General features: G+C 43.4%; 21 protein-coding genes and 2 pseudogenes. 3 read left to right on the forward strand and 20 right to left on the reverse strand.

What is annotated here, in order from left to right; translation table 11 throughout:
• Nucleotides 1-4: 4 nt before the first annotated feature.
• The 8 genes from BN1067_RS20460 to BN1067_RS18080 form a co-directional block, all read right to left on the reverse strand.
• Nucleotides 5-136, reverse strand: coding sequence for a hypothetical protein (locus BN1067_RS20460; protein ID WP_267893617.1), 132 nt, complete (start codon nucleotides 134-136; stop codon nucleotides 5-7).
• Nucleotides 130-687, reverse strand: a complete 558-nt coding sequence (locus tag BN1067_RS18050; protein ID WP_234400730.1) for an ATP-binding cassette domain-containing protein — start codon at nucleotides 685-687, stop codon at nucleotides 130-132. Before BN1067_RS18050 ends, BN1067_RS20460 begins: the two co-directional genes overlap by 7 nt.
• A gap of 711 nt (nucleotides 688-1,398) precedes the next feature.
• Nucleotides 1,399-1,578, reverse strand: a complete 180-nt coding sequence (locus BN1067_RS18055) for an H-type small acid-soluble spore protein (protein ID WP_053220194.1) — start codon at nucleotides 1,576-1,578, stop codon at nucleotides 1,399-1,401.
• 19 nt (nucleotides 1,579-1,597) lie between these two features.
• Nucleotides 1,598-3,076, reverse strand: a complete 1,479-nt coding sequence (locus tag BN1067_RS18060; protein ID WP_053220195.1) for an aldehyde dehydrogenase family protein — start codon at nucleotides 3,074-3,076, stop codon at nucleotides 1,598-1,600.
• Nucleotides 3,077-3,242: 166 nt separating this feature from the next.
• Nucleotides 3,243-3,797: a TVP38/TMEM64 family protein gene (locus BN1067_RS18065; protein WP_053220196.1), complete on the reverse strand. Its 555-nt coding sequence runs from the start codon at nucleotides 3,795-3,797 to the stop codon at nucleotides 3,243-3,245.
• Between the two features lie 165 nt (nucleotides 3,798-3,962).
• Nucleotides 3,963-4,523 carry a GNAT family N-acetyltransferase gene (locus tag BN1067_RS18070; protein ID WP_053220197.1) on the reverse strand — a complete coding sequence of 187 codons (561 nt, stop codon included), beginning with the start codon at nucleotides 4,521-4,523 and terminating at the stop codon, nucleotides 3,963-3,965.
• An 18-nt stretch (nucleotides 4,524-4,541) separates the two neighbouring features.
• Complete coding sequence (locus BN1067_RS18075) at nucleotides 4,542-5,330, reverse strand: nucleotidyltransferase domain-containing protein (RefSeq protein WP_110943565.1); 789 nt, start codon at nucleotides 5,328-5,330, stop codon at nucleotides 4,542-4,544.
• A 121-nt stretch (nucleotides 5,331-5,451) separates the two neighbouring features.
• Nucleotides 5,452-5,985, reverse strand: a complete 534-nt coding sequence (locus BN1067_RS18080; protein WP_053220198.1) for a GNAT family N-acetyltransferase — start codon at nucleotides 5,983-5,985, stop codon at nucleotides 5,452-5,454.
• Between the two features lie 261 nt (nucleotides 5,986-6,246).
• Between BN1067_RS18080 and BN1067_RS18085 the strand changes: the two genes are divergently transcribed.
• On the forward strand, nucleotides 6,247-6,456 hold the full coding sequence (locus BN1067_RS18085; protein ID WP_053220199.1) for a hypothetical protein: 210 nt from the start codon (nucleotides 6,247-6,249) through the stop codon (nucleotides 6,454-6,456).
• A 42-nt stretch (nucleotides 6,457-6,498) separates the two neighbouring features.
• Here BN1067_RS18085 and yfkAB read toward each other — a convergent pair whose 3' ends face one another.
• Together yfkAB and BN1067_RS18095 are read right to left on the reverse strand one after the other, a co-directional pair.
• Nucleotides 6,499-7,623 carry a radical SAM/CxCxxxxC motif protein YfkAB gene (yfkAB, locus tag BN1067_RS18090; RefSeq protein WP_053220200.1) on the reverse strand — a complete coding sequence of 375 codons (1,125 nt, stop codon included), beginning with the start codon at nucleotides 7,621-7,623 and terminating at the stop codon, nucleotides 6,499-6,501.
• A 102-nt stretch (nucleotides 7,624-7,725) separates the two neighbouring features.
• The gene (locus BN1067_RS18095) at nucleotides 7,726-8,568 is read right to left on the reverse strand and encodes a LysR family transcriptional regulator (protein WP_053220201.1); all 843 of its coding nucleotides are present in this window, start codon (nucleotides 8,566-8,568) and stop codon (nucleotides 7,726-7,728) included.
• A gap of 124 nt (nucleotides 8,569-8,692) precedes the next feature.
• Here BN1067_RS18095 and BN1067_RS18100 point away from each other — a divergent pair, with 124 nt between their 5' ends.
• Nucleotides 8,693-9,292, forward strand: a complete 600-nt coding sequence (locus tag BN1067_RS18100; RefSeq protein ID WP_053220202.1) for an NAD(P)H oxidoreductase — start codon at nucleotides 8,693-8,695, stop codon at nucleotides 9,290-9,292.
• Complete coding sequence (locus tag BN1067_RS18105) at nucleotides 9,289-9,849, forward strand: flavodoxin family protein (protein ID WP_053220203.1); 561 nt, start codon at nucleotides 9,289-9,291, stop codon at nucleotides 9,847-9,849. Before BN1067_RS18100 ends, BN1067_RS18105 begins: the two co-directional genes overlap by 4 nt.
• A gap of 35 nt (nucleotides 9,850-9,884) precedes the next feature.
• Here BN1067_RS18105 and BN1067_RS20000 read toward each other — a convergent pair whose 3' ends face one another.
• The 10 genes and pseudogenes from BN1067_RS20000 to BN1067_RS18150 all read right to left on the reverse strand — a co-directional run.
• Complete coding sequence (locus tag BN1067_RS20000; RefSeq protein ID WP_199868563.1) at nucleotides 9,885-10,058, reverse strand: hypothetical protein; 174 nt, start codon at nucleotides 10,056-10,058, stop codon at nucleotides 9,885-9,887.
• A gap of 363 nt (nucleotides 10,059-10,421) precedes the next feature.
• On the reverse strand, nucleotides 10,422-11,177 hold the full coding sequence (locus BN1067_RS18110; protein ID WP_053220204.1) for a class I SAM-dependent methyltransferase: 756 nt from the start codon (nucleotides 11,175-11,177) through the stop codon (nucleotides 10,422-10,424).
• Between the two features lie 149 nt (nucleotides 11,178-11,326).
• Complete coding sequence (locus tag BN1067_RS18115; RefSeq protein WP_053220205.1) at nucleotides 11,327-12,016, reverse strand: LrgB family protein; 690 nt, start codon at nucleotides 12,014-12,016, stop codon at nucleotides 11,327-11,329.
• Nucleotides 12,013-12,381, reverse strand: a complete 369-nt coding sequence (locus BN1067_RS18120) for a CidA/LrgA family protein (protein WP_053220206.1) — start codon at nucleotides 12,379-12,381, stop codon at nucleotides 12,013-12,015. The genes BN1067_RS18115 and BN1067_RS18120 overlap by 4 nt, the downstream gene beginning before the upstream one ends.
• A gap of 113 nt (nucleotides 12,382-12,494) precedes the next feature.
• Nucleotides 12,495-13,376, reverse strand: a complete 882-nt coding sequence (locus tag BN1067_RS18125) for a LysR family transcriptional regulator (RefSeq protein WP_053220207.1) — start codon at nucleotides 13,374-13,376, stop codon at nucleotides 12,495-12,497.
• Between the two features lie 588 nt (nucleotides 13,377-13,964).
• A complete protein-coding gene (locus BN1067_RS18130; RefSeq protein ID WP_053220208.1) occupies nucleotides 13,965-14,948 on the reverse strand; it encodes a ring-cleaving dioxygenase in 984 nt (327 codons plus the stop codon).
• A gap of 307 nt (nucleotides 14,949-15,255) precedes the next feature.
• Nucleotides 15,256-15,650: pseudogene (locus BN1067_RS18135) on the reverse strand (methyl-accepting chemotaxis protein); the annotation flags it as partial.
• 29 nt (nucleotides 15,651-15,679) lie between these two features.
• Nucleotides 15,680-16,342, reverse strand: coding sequence for a VC0807 family protein (locus tag BN1067_RS20330; RefSeq protein WP_053220210.1), 663 nt, complete (start codon nucleotides 16,340-16,342; stop codon nucleotides 15,680-15,682).
• Nucleotides 16,343-16,527: 185 nt separating this feature from the next.
• Nucleotides 16,528-16,943: pseudogene (locus BN1067_RS18145) on the reverse strand (GNAT family N-acetyltransferase).
• 12 nt (nucleotides 16,944-16,955) lie between these two features.
• On the reverse strand, nucleotides 16,956-17,200 hold a 245-nt coding region (locus BN1067_RS18150), incomplete at its 5' end, for a VOC family protein (RefSeq protein WP_199868564.1).

A 17,200-nucleotide genomic window follows, 5' to 3' on the forward strand; every position in this document is an offset into this window, starting at 1 on the left:
CCATTCATTCTGAAAATCTCCGTTTCAGAATAGAAAAATCGTTAATCGCTCCATGTTCGACCGCTTTTCCATGCTGCAGCATGATAAAATCATCAGCCAACTGCTGGACACGGTCTAGTTGATGGGAAGTCAACAATATCGCTGTTCCTTGTTCGGCTTTTTCGCTTCTGACAAAAATTCGGAAGCATAAATATCCAATCCCATGAAAGGTTCGTCAATAAGCAGCAAGGGTACTTCCGGGAGTAGTGCACAAATCGTCTGTACCTTCTGCCGCATTCCCTTCGATAAGGACTCGGGAAACTCATCAAGTTTATCGGTTATTTCCATTTTTCCAGATAAATAATCAACCTTGTGCATCAGCTCCTGCTCATCGATTTGATAACTGCGGCCATATAGTTGAAAATGCTGCATTGCAGTAAGCTCAGGAAGCAAAAACGGTTCTTCGGGTATGTAGGAAATCCTTTTCTTATAGGGAAGGAAATCTTCTTGAGAGACACCATTCAAGACAATATTTCCCGTCTTCTTCTCCTGCAATCCAATCAATGTTTTCATAATGGTCGACTTTCCCGCTCCGTTATGACCCACCAACGCGGTTATGGTTCCGGGTTTTAAATGAAATGTCATGTCATGCAAAATTTGTTCCCGATTTATTTCTACGGAAAGCCCTTCTACCAGCAATCCTTGCAAGTGAATCACCTGCCCTATCTATGTTATAAACTTATTTACGACTTAGTTCGAGAATAGGTTTCGTCTTGTAGAAAAATCAAGAGAGGCAAAACGCCTCATGGATGTCCAGCAGGAGTTAAGCGGAGTACGGTTTCTTCAGAATCCCATTTTTCACTTGTCAATTCACTCTCAACCTGCCCACTATTGGTCACAAGAAAATAAACTTGTAGAAAAAGAGGCCACTGAAAAAGTCCTTTTAATCTAAAGTGGCTGTCAACGCTCGTTGTTGATTCCGCGAATCACTTGTCGGTGGATGCTTGCCGCGGGCACGGCCTCAGCTAACTTGGTCAAGAAGATCATTTGACCTAGTGGATCTTCGGCTCGCGCTGTTCCCGTAGGCTTCACCACCGCTCGCTCATCGTGGAATTACCAAGGACCAATCTAAAAATAGCGAATGGAAGCATAGACACAGATATGAGATCGCCTCATCTTCGGGTCTCGAAGGCATGTACATTCAAGGGGCGATGGCGATTTTCACGGAAACGTACAACGAATCGCTAAACTAATGAAGGAATAAAGGGCACAAACCACTAAAAATTAGACAAAAAGCGGTCAGTATGGAAATTAATTTCCACATTGACCGTTTCTTTAACATTCTACCTATTATTAAAACTTCATTTTTTCAGTGGCCTTGTAGAAAAACATACTGTTTTTCTACAAGCTTGAGACTGTTCAACTTTCTTGCAGCTGATCAATTGGTACGTCCTGTTGATTTGCTGGATCCTCCAGGGCATACACTTGTGCTGTTCCGTTCTGTTCGTCAATTTGTTGGATGTAGACAGGCTCACCCTGGTAAGTAACCTTGATTAGGTCTGGAGCCTGTTTTATTGCTTTTGCACGTTGATGATCCACTATACCACCTCCTTATCGTTTATTCTGGAATGTACGGCAGGTCGAGTTCATCTGGCAGGTTTATGACATGTGTGTCGGTATAAGCCAGCAACCCTTCTTTTCCGTATTCCCGTCCGATTCCCGATTGTTTTACACCGCCAAACGGAAATCGGACATCCAGTCCTTGAACCGCTGCAGTATTGATCATCGTGGTTCCAGCCTGAATATGCTTGGCAATCTTCACCGCATGCTCTTCCTCTCCCCAAACCGAGCTTGTCAATCCGAAAATGCTGTCATTGGCTAAATCAATTGCATGCTGATCGTCGTCGAATGGCAAGATTGGTACGGTAGGACCAAACTGTTCCTCCACCACAATCGGATCATCATAACCAGCTCCGATTACTACAGTTGGCTGCATAAAGTAGCCTTTTTCATATAATTCCTGATCAAGAATTTTTCCGAGCTTCACCACTTCAGCACCCTTGCTTTTTGCATCATCCACAAGACTTTGAACAAACTCCATTTGTTTTTTGTTATTGACTGGCCCGATGGTTGTGTCTTTGCCAAACGGATCTCCTACACGTATCCATTTATTGGCTGCTTCGATGTATTTTTCAACAAATTGGTCATAGATGGAGCGGTCTACGTAAACGCGCTTGGCTATCATACAGATTTGGCCGGCTGTAAGGAAATTGGATATGACCAAACGACGCATCGCTTTCTCATCATTAACATCAAAGTCACTCAGGACGATTGCTGCATCGTTACCTCCAAGCTCCAGCGTCATGTGCTTGATCGTATCCGCAGCGGCTTTCATAATGTGTTTCGCTGTTTCCGTTCCACCAGTGAAGGCTATCTTGGCCACTTTCGGATTAGAGGTTAATTCCACCCCTACATCCGCTTCCCCATGAACCAGATTAAGGACGCCTGGCGGAAAAGCATCCGCGATGATTTCAGTCACTATACTGACAGCAAGCGGCGCTAAAGGGCTCGGCTTCAACACCATTGTGTTTCCAGCCAACAAAGCTGGTGCAATTTTAATGGTAGAAAGGGAAATAGGATAATTCCAAGGTGATATGGCTGAAACAACACCGATGGCATCTTTGGCTATAATCGTTTTTCCCCCGTCATGATTTTGCACTTCATTTTTCAAAACCTCCGCCACATTGTCACAGGCGAACTCCATCCATGCCAACGAAACTCCGATTTCACCTTTGGAATCATATAACGGCTTGCCGTGCTCACGACTTAACAATTCAGCTATTTCTGGTGTACGTTCTTTTATATTCTGAATCGCCGTCTTCATCCGTTTGATCCGATCCTGCATGTCAGACTCTGCCCAGGATGGGAAAGCATCGTGAGCAGCATCAATCGCCCTGACTGTATCTTCCCGTGTATTGACCGGGGCATAACCGACGATTTCATCCGGCCTTGCCGGATTTTCGCGTGGCGCCTGTTTTTCCGCTTGAAATTTTTGCCCATTAATAATGGCATCAATGGTAATCTGTTTTTCTGTCATTACTACCGCTTCCTTTCTGATTAAATCAAAGGAGATACAACTAGTATTCGCAACAACTTTCCTATCATTCACCTTTTCCCTACAGAAGGACTGCAAATCATATAAAAAACCCCAGGTTCTTTTTGGAACCTGAGGCCATCAATCAATACGGCAGCATGGTAATGATTCAATTGCTGCCTTCTATATTTATTTGGTGAATCCGCCCCAAAATCGCATACACTGCTGCTAAAAAAAGCATAAATAAACCGACTACATACCACGGAAACTCTGTAATGATTTGCCCGAATGCCGTGTACAAAACAGCTGGTAAAATCACTCCAAGAGCAGAATAATACATATAACTCCTAAAAGTGTTCGTCATTTCCATTAAGTATAACGACAGTAAGTGGAAATGGACGAATGGCATGACACGGAGTACCATGACCTGGGTAACCGTAATGGTCCGATCATGCAGCAGCTTGCTCTTCAGGCGTGCTACTCCGTCCCTGAAACGCGGGAATTGGTTAACCAATCTATAAAAAACAAGACTCATCAGCGACAGTCCAATAAATGACAAAATTGCACCTTCAAGAAAACCGAACAATACACCCCCGGCAATGCAAACAACGATTACCGGCAAAAACAAAAATGGCCTGATCAAATGAATAACGATAAATAGTGCGGGAGCAAGCCAGCCTGCTCCTTCAATCAAGGATTGAATGGAATCATTGAAATTTTCCATACATATCCCCCTCTCTTGCAAAAAAATGCAGGTCCTATAGCATTTTATAAGAAATACACCGATTTGTAAAAGAAATCTTAAAGGACAAGAAATTTTTGCACTGCCAGTTTATGCTCTATTTACTAAATTGCCACGGCGCTGTTTGGAAGTGTGCAGCTGTGAAGATTAGATTGGGGACAGCGGCTGTTTATCCCACTCTTCTGCTAACAAACCATAAACAATGTGGTCTACATATTCCTCCTTCAGCAATTCTGCCTGACGGATTGTCCCTTCCTGTTTAAAGCCCAGCCTTTCCGGTATAGCACGACTCCTATCGTTTTCTTCTGCCGCCCTGATTTCTACACGATTCAGCCGCCATACTTCAAACGCATAATCGATCATTGCCCGGCAAGCTTTCGTCATCAAACCGTTTCCCTCGAAGCTATCTCCCAGCCAGTACCCTATACTCGTAGTACGATTACTCCAATTAATATAATGAAAACCGATCACTCCAGCTATCTTACCTTGGTGCCAAATTCCTGCTTGAAAACCATTGTTTTCGCTCATTTGATTGAGCGAGGATTTGATAAACGCTTCTGTGTCTTCTTGTCTTTTATTTTTCCCGATCAAAGGAAGCCATTCCTGCAGGTGTTCCATGGATTCCGATATGAGTGTGAACAACTCGAAAGTATCTGTTGGTTCCAGTCGTTTTAGATACGTTTGTTCATCAATTGGATAAGTAAACATTTTCCTTCCCCTTCTTTTCTACAGGTTTATTTCTTGGAATTCCCATGTTTCCGCAGCAATCATTGTTTTCAAAAGACGGTTCGTGTTGGGAGCGGTAGCACTCTGGCGGAACAACCACTCTTTATGCTTCTGCAGAATAGACACCACATGGGCCGCTGCTTGGGCATGCCTACCCGGCGTAATAGAGTGAAATAATGTTCGCATGTTCTCCCTGATGTCCGCTGGAAGGGAGTTCTCCACGGCTTTCAGCCCCAGTTGAGCCCGATCCGGAGTGTAACGATGCAGCAGTACTCTGGCAAGATGGACAGAAATTTGATGCAATACCCCTACTGCCCATATATCATTTCCTCTCAGAGCTGTTTTCCGGTATTGTAACAGAAACCAGACCACATCCTTAAGGTCTTCGATAAATTCTTCCTGCGTTAACTGCAGATGCTGCTTGGGAACAAATGAATTCATCCGCCGCTCCGGATCATACAAAACCTGAAAGTAGTCCTTATCACTATGTGTTTTTTCTGTCACGGTAAATAAATCGACATGCAGCAAATCTTCATATACTGCGATGATTTGTGGTGCAATAATAAAAATATCATCATAGAACAATAGCTTTCCATAGGCTTGTAAGTGCTTAAGACGATGGTCCAAAAAAGATTGCTCGTCCGCTTCTTCCACGAGGCAGTATAAATCAATGTCTGAATTCTCGTCATGCTCCCCGCGACCGATGGAACCCTTGACGAATACCGCCTTAACCAGCGGATCAGCCTGCAAACTTGCAGTAATCTGCTTCAATGTCTGTTCTTGTTTCATCTCCCATCCCCCTTATTTAAAAATAAATATTACGCCATTATATAACGGAACAAATGGAGATGGCAAGAATTTTCTGACTTTTGGCTGAAAATGGTTCGCTTTACGTTTCCCTTTTTACCTGTCAAAACCGGGACAACTGATTGTGTCCCATTAAAGTCAACACAGGGGCAGATTCAATCGGCTTGATGGCGTCTTTAATCCCTACCCATCCCCTCGATTTGTACAATCTTTTGGCTGGATAATTAGCTCGTTCGGTAGTCAGCACGGAGGCATCATGTGGCAGTCCATTCAGCAAAGCATCATGGAGACCACTGCCAACTCGTTGTCTCCGAAACGGAGGATCAACAGCGAGTTCGACGAATTCAAAGCAGCTTTCGAGCCATTTGTACCTTTCTTCCTCACTAAGTAATGGTTCCAGTCTGCTCCGATAAAACTGTCCCGGCACTGACGTATAACCATAAGCCATACCTACGATCGATCCACCTTCATCCACTGCTTTTACTGCTTTAAAACCTGGATATCCAGCATGTTTCTGAATCCTTTCTTCCATTATCTCCAGATGATGTTCTGGATTGGAAGGGTGATGGACGTTGCAATAAACAGCTGCCAATCCTTTGATGTCTTCCTGGAGATTAGTAACAATAGTAATATTCACAATTATTCCCCCTGTCAAAGCAGGATGAATTCATCCCTTTGCTACGATATTTCACATCATAGCTAGTTTTTCCACTCTTAAATACTAACAACAAAGATTCTGCCATCCCTCTTTATATTAGATGTATTCTTTAAAGATACCTCCTAAATGGCATGTCAGACATCCTCATCCCTCCCTGTTTCCACTTCTTCGAATGAATTTATTAAAACTTCTCTATGGATTTTTCGATATTGGTTACATTACGTATAAGGAGGTGTAATGATGACTGCCAAGCGAAAGCATCCCGAAAAAGAGGCGAATGCCGAACTGGGTGGAATGGGGTTATATGGTACCACTTCGACAGAGGAAGTGGCTGGCTACCAAGCAACAGGTGATATTGAAAATGCCGGAAAACCGGAGAAAGGATTTCGCAAAGAAGCAGGACACCGCGGAGCATCTGCCTCTGTTAAAGGAGAGCACCAACGCGATTAGAGAAAAACGGCAACCAGGAGTATGTTGCTCCTGATTGCCGTTTCATCTGCTGATTAATGCCTGTCTTTGCTGAAAGTCAGTGTTTGGGTAGTATGTATTTTTCACCAGAACATTCGGGCCGAGGCACTTCACTGCCGGGCAATGGCAGTTCAACGATTTAGCCGTTTTCGTTTCCATCCAACGCCTGTATGATTCCTGTAACGGCACTGTTTTGATATTTCCAAGGGCTGGTTCGTCACCAAAATCTGTAACCGTTACTTCTCCGGTAAAAATACTTACATTAAGCCTCGAACGACCATCGGGATCATTCCGGACGGAAACATTTTTCGCTGCATATAGCTGCTTCTGTAATTCTAACTCTTCAGGAGAGGCACTGCATGGATAAAATGGAAGTGTCCCAAATAGCATCCAAATCTCTTCACTCCGGTGTGCAAGCAGACGGCGAATAGCCGTTCTTATTTGCTCCAGGCTTAAGGTTTCCAGGTTTTCTGCAAAATCGACAGGGTACATAGGGTGAATCTCATGGCGAGCACAGCCCATTTCCTGAACATGATCATGAATTTTTTCCAGATAGGGAAAGGTCCTGCCGTTCAACATGGTTTCTGCGGAAACCATGACACCTTCTTTAGAAAGGCGCTGGGCATTTTCCACCATCCGCCCAAAGTACTTTTTGCGATTCTCCATCGATGGCTTGCGTTCCATACGGGCAAATCCTGTTTCTGCGAATTCCTCTTCTGTACCCCAGTTATGGGAAATATGAAGTACATCTAAATAAGGAATGATTGCCTCATAACGTTCGTACGGCAGTGTCAGATTCGAATTAATCTGGGTTTTCACACCGCGGGCACTGGCATATTGCAGCAGAGGCAAAACATAATTTCGGACAGATTTCTTGGACATCATCGGCTCTCCACCGGTAATGCTGATCGCTCGCAAATGCGGAATTTCATCCAACCGCCGGAAAATCAGGTCCATAGGAAGTGCTTCCGGATCGCGATCCCGCAAGGCATATCCCACTGCACAGTGGTTACAACGCATGTTGCATAACGTCGTCGTTGTAAATTCTACATTCGACAACACCATTTTCCCGTGCTGCTCTACATCCATGTACGCCTCCCAAGGGTCATTTGACGGTGTCATCTTTTCAGCGATTGTCTTTGCGTTCATTTATGTAACTTCCTTTCGGCTGTTCAAATAATATCCTGTTTTATCGTAACATATGAATCCTCTTTCGAAGAAAGAAGTTTTTACAAAACTTCTCCTTCTACGCTATTCTGACAGCAGTGACAGGAAGGCCTGTAAATTGCGTGAACGCCATTTGTCTTTGTGGACAGCGGTATAAATACCGATATCATTCCCGGTGGTTGTTGGTATTGCTGCTAATTCTCCGTTCTCCACTGCATCATTTACTGTGAAAGCCGGTAACATGGCTTTTCCCAATCCGCTTAACACACATTGTTTGATCGCTTCAATACTCGGCAATTCTATTTTTGCATATCCCGTTTCTTTTTTTAGATAATCCTCGATCAATGGCCTCCAGCTGCATGCGTACTCGGTTACCAACATGGTTTTAGCTATACGTGTTGCAGGTGGTTGTGCTGCTTCAACAAGTGTAAGTCGTTCCTCATGGATTTTCTCGACTGTTAACTCCCGGGGGTTCCAATCAGGAGTATCTACCAGAATCGCTGCATCTATATCGCCTTTCTTTAATTGGCCGGAAAGATTTTCGTAATCTATTGATTTAAGCGTCAGTTCCACCTTGGGATACCGCTCCGTGTATTGCCTGATTTTATCTGGCAACCAATAAATCATCAGTGATTCACTTGCCCCGATTGATAAAGATCCTGCCGGCTGGCCGTCTTCCTGGATGATTTGTTTAGATTTGGCGTATAACTTGATGATGTCAGCGGCATAAGGCAAGAATCGCCTGCCGGTCTCGGTTAGTATGATCGTTTTTCCCATCCGGTCAAATAAAGGATACCCAAGTTCCTCTTCCAAGGCTTTGATATGAGCAGTTATCGAGGACTGGGCATACCCCAATTCATCCGCCGCTTTTTTAAACCCTCCTCTTTCCACAATGGTTTCAAAGGTAACGAGATGACGCAACTCCATTCCCTTCCCTCCTCATTATCACTTTTATTGAATTAAATAATCTAAAACTTCAATTTTACTGAACTATCTTTCTATTATAGACTGGTCTTATGAAACTTTACAATGGGAAGGCGAGTGATCACTCTTGAAGGTGTTAACCTTTATCACGCATCCACGGAAAAATTCGTTAACCTTTGCCGCAGCAGAGAAATTCATGGAAGGACTTCAAGACGCTGGACATGAAGCCGACACGGTCGATTTATACCGGAGCGGTTTTAGTCCATTAGTGGAAGAAGCCGATGAACCTGATTGGAACGATTCACACCAGCACTTCTCACCAGAGACATTAGCAGAAATGGAACGCCTGAAACAATTTGATGGATTGGCGTTTGTCTTTCCCTTATGGTGGTGGAGTATGCCGGCATTGATGAAAGGGTATATCGATCGTGTGTGGAATTATGGTTTTGCTTACGGAGGGAATAAACTTCCGCATGAACACGTACTATGGCTGGCCCTGGCCGGTGCTCCTCCTGAACGATTCAGTAAACGGAAATACGATTTCATGATGCGTCATTATTTCAATATAGGACTTGCCGATTACTGCGGCATTGGACACTCTCATTTTGCCCTGTTCCATCAAACCATTAACCCATCCCCAGATCATGTGGAAATGCTGCTTGAAGAAGCATACAAACTGGGAAAACAGTATACGTCACTTTCAGACAAAAAGGAGATTGGATTATGAACATTTTGACTTTGCTAGGCAGTTCTCGTAAGGACGGTAATAGTGAATACCTGGTCAATCGGGCACTAGAGGGTGTACATCACACATCCATACACCTGCTCGATTATCGATTAAAGCCTATTAATGACGAACGACATACGGAAGAAGGCTTTAAAGCTGTAGAAGACGATTATGAAGCGGTGTTCAAGGAATTTTTGGATCACGACATCATCGTATTTGCCACGCCTTTATATTGGTTTGGTATGCCCGGACAAATGAAAATCTTCTTTGACCGTTGGAGCCAGTATATGCGGGACCCGCGATTTGATTTTAAAAAATCGGTAAAACAGAAGCGCGCTTATGCCATTATCATCGGAAACTCTCCCGATCCTAAAATTTTTGCACTGCCCTTGGTCCAGCAATACAAGGCGATTTCTGACTATGTCGGCATGGAATTTTCCGATTATATTCTCGGCCAGGCCAACAAGCCAGGAGAGATAAAAAACGACCTCTATGCCTTGTCTAAAGCGGACCTGTGGAACAAGCAATTTAGAGAGATGGCGAAACAAAACATTTAAGAAACACAAGGAGGCAAGGACAAAAGCATAGCCTCCTAAGCAAAAAACAAACAAACTTTAACGGTAATCGAATTCGTTCGTGCTTCGAATTGCTCCGGCAAGCGAAGTACCTTGCCGGAGTGGAGTGTTGTTTTACGCTCGTTGTTGATTCCGCGAATCGCTTGTCGGTGGATGCTTGCATCGGGCACGGCCACAGCTAACTTGGTCAAGAAGATCACTTGACCTAGTGGATCTTCGGCTCACGCTGTTCCCGCAGGCGTCACCACCGCTCGCTCATCGTGGAATTACCAAGGGCCAATCTAAAAATAGCGAATGGAAGCATAGACACGGATATGAGATCGCCTCATCTTCGGGTCTCGAAGGCATGCGCATTCAAGGTCCGACTGCGATTTTCACGGCAAACGTACAACGAATCGTTAACTAATGAAGGAATAGAGGACACAAACGTCTAAAAATTAGACGAAAAGCTGTCAGTGTGGAAATTAATTTCCGCACTGACAGCTTTTTAATATCATAAAACTTCAGTTTTTCAGTGCCCTCAAGCGTTTGCAATGCCTTTTTTAGTTTGCTGATTATTTTTTGACTGCCTTAATGATCATTGCAGCGGGGAACCTTTTTGCTTTATATAAGGAATAATACTTATCTGAAACCTCTGGTTCCGTATCTGCAAGCGTTGCTGGCACATCGCTTTCCACGACACGTTCAATAGTAAAGCCGGCCTTTATCAAGGCATTTAGATACGTGCTCATTTTTCTTCGCTGAAAACCCATCGACTTGTTTTCTCCCTTGAAGTTTTCAAAATGCAGCATCCCTTCCTCCTGATAAGATGCATGCATATAAATACGTCCATCCTCGCTTTTCAAATGAGGATATAAAGGATGGTCCCAACTAAAAATAAAAGTGCCGCCATCTTTCAAATAAGCATAGATCAGTTCAAAAGTAGTCGACAAATCAGTCGTCCAGCCGATTGCATAAATGGAATAAACATAGTCAAAGTAAGCTTTTGGCAGACCGATTTCCTTCTCCATGGGTGCACAAAACAGGTTTGCCGGATAGTCTTGCAAGGTTATCTCTGCTGTTTCTTTCTGCTCTTCGGAAAAATCAACACCCCACAGCTCCGCTGCCCCTTTTTTCGCCATATAGCGTAAGGAATGTCCGCTGCCAAAACCGATATCCAATACTTTTTTATTCATTATATCTCCAAACAATTGCAATTCATCCTCTGTCTGTGCAAATGGCCCGTATCCCGGTAGCGCATCCTGTCCGTTAAAATGATGTGCCACTGCATTCCAGCCGGCTCGATTTTTTTCCAATAGGGTTTCCGTCATGTTTATCGCCTCCCCTCTTTTTATTCCATTAGAGGCAATAAAAACCCTTTAATAAATGAATGGGTATGGAAATTTAGCTCAGACCACAAATAAATCCCTCTACTCTCTCCTATTATAGTTTCTATAAAAAAGGCTGACCCGTAATGGGATCAGCCGATAAACGAAACAAGCATGGGAATCAAAAACTTTCCCCACAATACAGTAATACTAGCAGCAAAAATCATTGCTAATGTAGAAAAAGTTGCAGCCTGCTCGCCATATTCCATCGCTTTATTGGTTCCAACACCATGGGCACTTGTCCCAAGCGCCAGTCCCTTTGCGATCGTCGATTTTATCGAAAGGCGTTTGATCACACCGGGACCAATGATTCCTCCGATAATTCCTGTCAAAATGACAAACACAGTAGTTAAGGTTGGAATCCCACCAATATCCTTGGACACCTCGATGGCAATCGGGGTGGTAATCGATCTCGGAAGCACACTAACCAAAAATTGATTATTCAAGTGCATAAGCATGGATAACAAAAAAGAAGAAAAGATCGCTACCAGTGTACCGGCCGTAATGCTCGTGACAATGGTACCAATATGTTTCTTCAGTACTGGCAAATGCTTATAGATCGGAATTGCAAATGCTACCGTAGCCGGTCCCAGCATGTGTGTCAGCAATCTGGCACTGTCTAAATACTGATCAGCAGAGACATGCAACAGGCTGATTAAAACGATAATCAATACCGGGCTCAACAAAAGCGGATGAAAGATAGGCAGCCGCAAGCGCTTATAGCCTGCCTTGGCAGCCATATATACCAAACTGGTTACGAAAATAAAAAAGATGATACTCATTGTGTATCACGCTCTTTTCGAATCATAATTTTATCAGCAATGTAGGCAGTGGAGCCCATAACAATAAAAGTACTTATTCCAATGATTAATACCGTGCTGAAGCCTTGCCAGCTTAGCATCTCCTCATAATTGACAATACCGACTGCGGAAGGCACGAAAAACAAGAGCAGTTCGGCTATAAGCCAGTTGCCGCCCTGTTCCACCCATTCCAGTTTGACAAGCCTCAGGCATAATGCCAGGAACAACAGGAGCAGCCCAATCATCGAGGCTGGTATCGGAATCGGAATAAGTGCTTTGACACCGGCTCCCAAAAATAAAAACAAATGAATGAAGACAATTTGTATTAGAACAGTAATGATTTTCAAAGCTATTCCCTCCAAACTCCTATACCATAGCTTTCGAAAAAGGTTATTACCATCGTACTACCGTCATCTTCATTCGTAAAATACATATAAATTATACATTACATAACTTTTGGTTATGACTCATGCATGTGCTGGATAAAGTCGATAAACGTTCTGGCTGCATAGGATAGATACTTATCTTTTTTGGTAATCACAGCAAGATCCCAAGGAATCGTTGGGTTTACGGAAAGGATGTGCAATCGATTGCTTTTTACTTTGTTGCATATCGAATCGGGTAAAATCGTTATTCCAAGGTTGGCTGCAACCATTTCCGACATCAAATCCCATTGCGAGCTTTTAAACAAAATATTAGGATGATAGCCAGCCTCAAGGAACTTCTCCAAAATGATGTCATGGAGAGCGAAATCCTCATGATAAAAAATGAATTCTTCTTCCTTCAACTCCATTAAATCAATCGATCGCCGGTTTGCAAAACGATGCTCCTGCGGCACGACGACATTCATTTTCTCTTCCACGATTGGATAGACATCAAATAACTCCTCATCGACCGGCAAAACTGCTACCGCAAGCTCCAACTCTCCCTCCTCTACACTCTTGACTACTTTTGCCCCGCCATATTCCGTAATCGATATCTTGATGTTTGGATATTTTTTATGAAAAGCGGACAACACATTTGGAAAAAATAAGCTGCCGATGATTGGGGGCAAGCCAATATGTATACTGCCGCGCTTCAATTGCGTTAAATCATTCAGTATTGTTGTCATATCGTCCAATTGCCCTTGTATTTTCCTGGCATATTCCTTCACTACAATTCCGGCATCAGTAAGCTCACTTGTTTTATTGGAACGGACAATCAAGGTCATCCCTAGTTCTTCTTCGAGCCCTTTGATCATTTTGCTTAGTGCCGGCTGTGATATGTGAAGCGACTCTGCTGCCTTTGTGATGCTTTGCAGTTTGGCCACTTCCAGAAAGTAATGTAATTGACGTAATTCCATCCAGAACACCTCCTATTGATGATACCGTGAGTGCCATTTTACCAGAACTATCGAGTTATTCCAGAAAACAGGCTTAACGGAGAAGCCTTCGAGCATTTGGTGAGTAATAAGGAGTCGCTGCACTTCCCATTTTTCCGCCAGGACATCTTTATCTTATTTTTTATACAAAATACCAACTAACCTTGGATCCCACCCTTGCCGAAGTGGTTATCTATTGCTACGGAAATACCCTACGCTTTCCGCGGGCGGCTGGTGAGCTTCCTCGAGCTAAAGCTCTGCGGGATCTCACCGTGGCCTTTCCTCCCGCTGGAGTCTTCGGGTATTTACTCCGCAATGTACCGTTTCTTGATTCTCAGAGAGGAAACGAGAAACTTTCTTGAGTTTCTGAGAAACTGTGGCCGTGCCCGCGGAAAGCGAAGTATGCTGCCTCAGCGGTTGGTTAGCACTTTTTTCAAACTGAGGGAAAGTATCGCTATCATTAGGTTGCGATTTGTATCTTTCGAGAATGACAAAAACTTTACGAAAACCGCCTTAAAAAAAGACACCTGATCATCGGTCGAAACCGCCTGTCAGGTGTCACAGTTCTCATTATTCGTATTCTTTTTCGATCGTTTTCGTACTTCTCACTGTATCGATCGGGCGAACTGCATTTTCAATTTGTTCGCGTTTAGACTCGAGGAACGGCGGCAGGGACAATTTCTCACCAAGTGTTTCATAAGATTCATCCCCCATAAAGCCAGGCCCATCTGTTGCAAGCTCGAACAGAATTTGCGGTGCCACTCTCGTATACAACGATTTAAAGAAGAATCGATCGACATAACCCGACGTTTGGAATCCAAAGCGGCGATACCATTGATCCCATTCTTCTAACTCGGCCCTGTCTTTGATCCGGAAAGCAGCGTGATGGACAGTTCCAAAACCTTGCCGAGCTTGTGGAAGTACTTTGTTGTGCTCCACGATCACTTGGGCACCGTTTCCTCCTTCTCCCACTTCGAATAAATGGAAAGAACCTTCCTGATCGATTTCTTTAAATACGAGCACCTTTTCCATCATCTCTTTAAAGTACTCAAAATTCGCAATCCGCACAAAAATAGGGCCCAATCCGGTGATTGCATACTCCAACGGAACCGGTCCGTCCTGCCACGGTGTTCCGGATGGCACCCCTTCGTTATGTTCATCGGAAATCAGCTGGTAGTGCTGCTCATCAAAGTCGACAAACGACAACGTCTTCTTCCCGAATTGTTCTTTAATACCTGTGTGCTTGACTTCCAAACGGTCGAATCGCTTCACCCAATAGTCAAGAGCTGCATCACTCGGAACCCGAAAAGACGTCTTGAAGATTTCATTTGTACCATGCTGGCCTTTCGGTATTCCTGGAAAATCGAAGAAAGTCATATCTGTACCTGGACTGCCAGTGTCATCGGCAAAAAATAAATGATACGTTTGGATATCGTCCTGGTTCACTGTTTTCTTCACAAGCCGCATCCCAAGAACAAAAGTGAAAAACTCATAGTTTTTCTCCGCACTACTCGTAATGGCTGTTACGTGATGAATTCCTTTTAACTGGTTCATCTCTATTCCTCCACATATAAAATCACGGACCACCTGGATGCTTTTAGCTATTCCCGGCGGACCATGTATCATTCCAACAAAATTATCTTTAATTCAAGATAAATATATCATGTGCTTCTTTTTCCTGTCAATGTAGACACTTTGACATATCCAATGGTAGGTACACAAAGGCTCCGCCTGGAAATGCTTTTTGACTAGTCTCTTAGCCGGACCATGATTCTGTCTAACTCTTTTGTCAGTGTAGTCAATTCTTCAGATGCCTCAAAGCCCTTCTTCACATCTCTCTGCTGCGTTTCCTTAGAAACGGCTACTTGCTGAGCAACTCCGCAGACTGATGGGAAAAAGCAGTCATTTCTTCCATCGACTTCTGTACACTGTCGGCATAACCAGCAAGCTTTCCGGATAATGCGGATATTTCCTTAACGCGTTTTTCTACTTGTTTTGACCCGGTTACAATTTTACTAAACACAGAATCGGAGTTATCTACAACCTGTACTCCTGAACTGACAGAAGCTCTGAGATTATCCAACGAATGTACGGAACGTGTTGTCTCTTCCATAGTCTGGTGAATAAGATTTGAAATTTGCCTGGAAGAATCTGAGGTTTGCTCCGCTAACTTACGAGCTTCATCAGCAACTACCCTTTTCCTTGCTCTCCAGCTCTGGCAGCTTCTATAGCCGCATTAAGAGCAAGCAGGTTGGTTTACTCTGCAATATCGGTGATTACTACCGTTAAGTTGATTTTGAGATTTTTTCTTCCATTTCCTTTTCCGCTTTCTTGATTAAATCCGGAGACGTGTAGATGATTTTTCCAATATAAAAGAAGCCGGCGACTGTAATGCCAGTCATAATCCAGCTGAATGCCTGCCGAAGAATGATCCCTTTATCGAATGCCTCTACCCCGTATTTTAGAATCAAACAGGCTTTTACTATAGCAAGGACTCCACTCCTCAACGCAAAAACAAGAGTAATCAGCTGAAAAACCAGAAAAATTCGTTTTTGCTTATAGAGACACTTACTAAAGTGCCGATCATAGCCCTGCAGTTCGGCAAAGTCTAAACCGAAGTAAAGGGTAATCGGCTTTTTAATAAAAACGGAACTTAGAAAAAACAAACTCATTGCTGCAGCATAAAAGACATTGTTCCAAAGTAATTGTAGAGAAGAGCCTGCCAGGACATCGATTAACGTCTCAATCATCAACGTAACGAGAATAAAGATGCCGAAAAAATTGATTCGTTTCAATTCGAAAAAGCGATATACGCTGTAAAGGATACCCGGAACAGAAGAAAGCAGCATTGCATAATAATCACCGATGAAATCGCGGATAAAATGCCAAATAAATAATGGAAATAATACATAAAAGATAATGTCGAGCAATACAATATTCCTCTTCATACATACCTCCTCCTGGTGATAAAAATTCTTTTATTACATTCACCAATCTAAAGGATAAGGTTCCAGCTATCAGTTATGCCCCCGTATGTTTCCAGAATAATTGGTGCCCCTTTCGTCCTCCAGATATTTGCAATGGAAAACTTACTAAAGACAAAAAGAAGGCCGAGAAATCAGCCTTCCATGTTTTATAGTCTTTTTTGCAGAAAATATTGATGGAATCCTTTTGGATGGTCTTCCAATACCCCAAACACCTTGTATCCTTGATTCTGATAAAAGTCCGGTGCCTGGAAGCTGAACGTATCGAGAAAGATGAGCCTGCATTGTTTTTCATAAGCAAGTGTTTCTGCTTGTTTCAGTAATTGTGCCCCGTTCCCTTTGAACGGTAGTCTTCATGCACCCAAAGAAAATCTATATGTACATGCTGCCAATACATCGTTCCAGTGAGACCACCGACTATGTCACCATCCTCTGAAGATACCGTAAAACAGATACTTTCTTTTGGCGTTTTAAGATGATCGGGCAGTTGGCTCATATTATATTCAATTAACTTTTCCCTGATATATTCTTTATCTGACTGATTATCTGTTCTCTCTATTTTCAATATTCACTCCCCTTATTTCATGATTAGCATGTCATTTTCGTCAAATTCCCAGTTCTCTCCATAGGCAACTTCCCAGTAAAATCCATTGGGATCCTGAAAGTACCCACTGTAACCGCCCCAGAATACCTCTTGCGGCTGCTTGACGATTTTGGCTCCCGCCTTTTCCGCCAAAGCAAATACCTCATCGACTTCCTGTTTCGATTTCCCGTTATACGCCAGACTGATTGCAGATGCCCCGGCATTTAATGACGGCGGTT

Origin of the sequence: Virgibacillus senegalensis (genome assembly GCF_000821245.2) — a bacterium.
Taxonomy (GTDB): Bacteria; Bacillota; Bacilli; order Bacillales; family Amphibacillaceae; genus Sediminibacillus; species Sediminibacillus senegalensis.

Bases quoted from the DNA above. Each gene is read 5' to 3' on its own strand.
- BN1067_RS18105 (WP_053220203.1), top strand. From the start codon at position 9,289: ATGAACATTTTGACTTTGCTAGGCAGTTCTCGTAAGGACGGTAATAGT.
- BN1067_RS18065 (WP_053220196.1), bottom strand. From the start codon at position 3,797: ATGGAAAATTTCAATGATTCCATTCAATCCTTGATTGAAGGAGCAGGC.
- BN1067_RS18075 (WP_110943565.1), bottom strand. From the start codon at position 5,330: ATGAAACAAGAACAGACATTGAAGCAGATTACTGCAAGTTTGCAGGCT.
- BN1067_RS18070 (WP_053220197.1), bottom strand. From the start codon at position 4,523: ATGTTTACTTATCCAATTGATGAACAAACGTATCTAAAACGACTGGAA.
- BN1067_RS20330 (WP_053220210.1), bottom strand. From the start codon at position 16,342: ATGAAGAGGAATATTGTATTGCTCGACATTATCTTTTATGTATTATTT.
- BN1067_RS18115 (WP_053220205.1), bottom strand. From the start codon at position 12,016: ATGAGTATCATCTTTTTTATTTTCGTAACCAGTTTGGTATATATGGCT.
- yfkAB (WP_053220200.1), bottom strand. From the start codon at position 7,623: ATGAACGCAAAGACAATCGCTGAAAAGATGACACCGTCAAATGACCCT.
- BN1067_RS18095 (WP_053220201.1), bottom strand. From the start codon at position 8,568: ATGGAGTTGCGTCATCTCGTTACCTTTGAAACCATTGTGGAAAGAGGA.
- BN1067_RS18060 (WP_053220195.1), bottom strand. From the start codon at position 3,076: ATGACAGAAAAACAGATTACCATTGATGCCATTATTAATGGGCAAAAA.
- BN1067_RS18125 (WP_053220207.1), bottom strand. From the start codon at position 13,376: ATGGAATTACGTCAATTACATTACTTTCTGGAAGTGGCCAAACTGCAA.
- BN1067_RS18085 (WP_053220199.1), top strand. From the start codon at position 6,247: ATGACTGCCAAGCGAAAGCATCCCGAAAAAGAGGCGAATGCCGAACTG.
- BN1067_RS18110 (WP_053220204.1), bottom strand. From the start codon at position 11,177: ATGACGGAAACCCTATTGGAAAAAAATCGAGCCGGCTGGAATGCAGTG.
- BN1067_RS18130 (WP_053220208.1), bottom strand. From the start codon at position 14,948: ATGAACCAGTTAAAAGGAATTCATCACGTAACAGCCATTACGAGTAGT.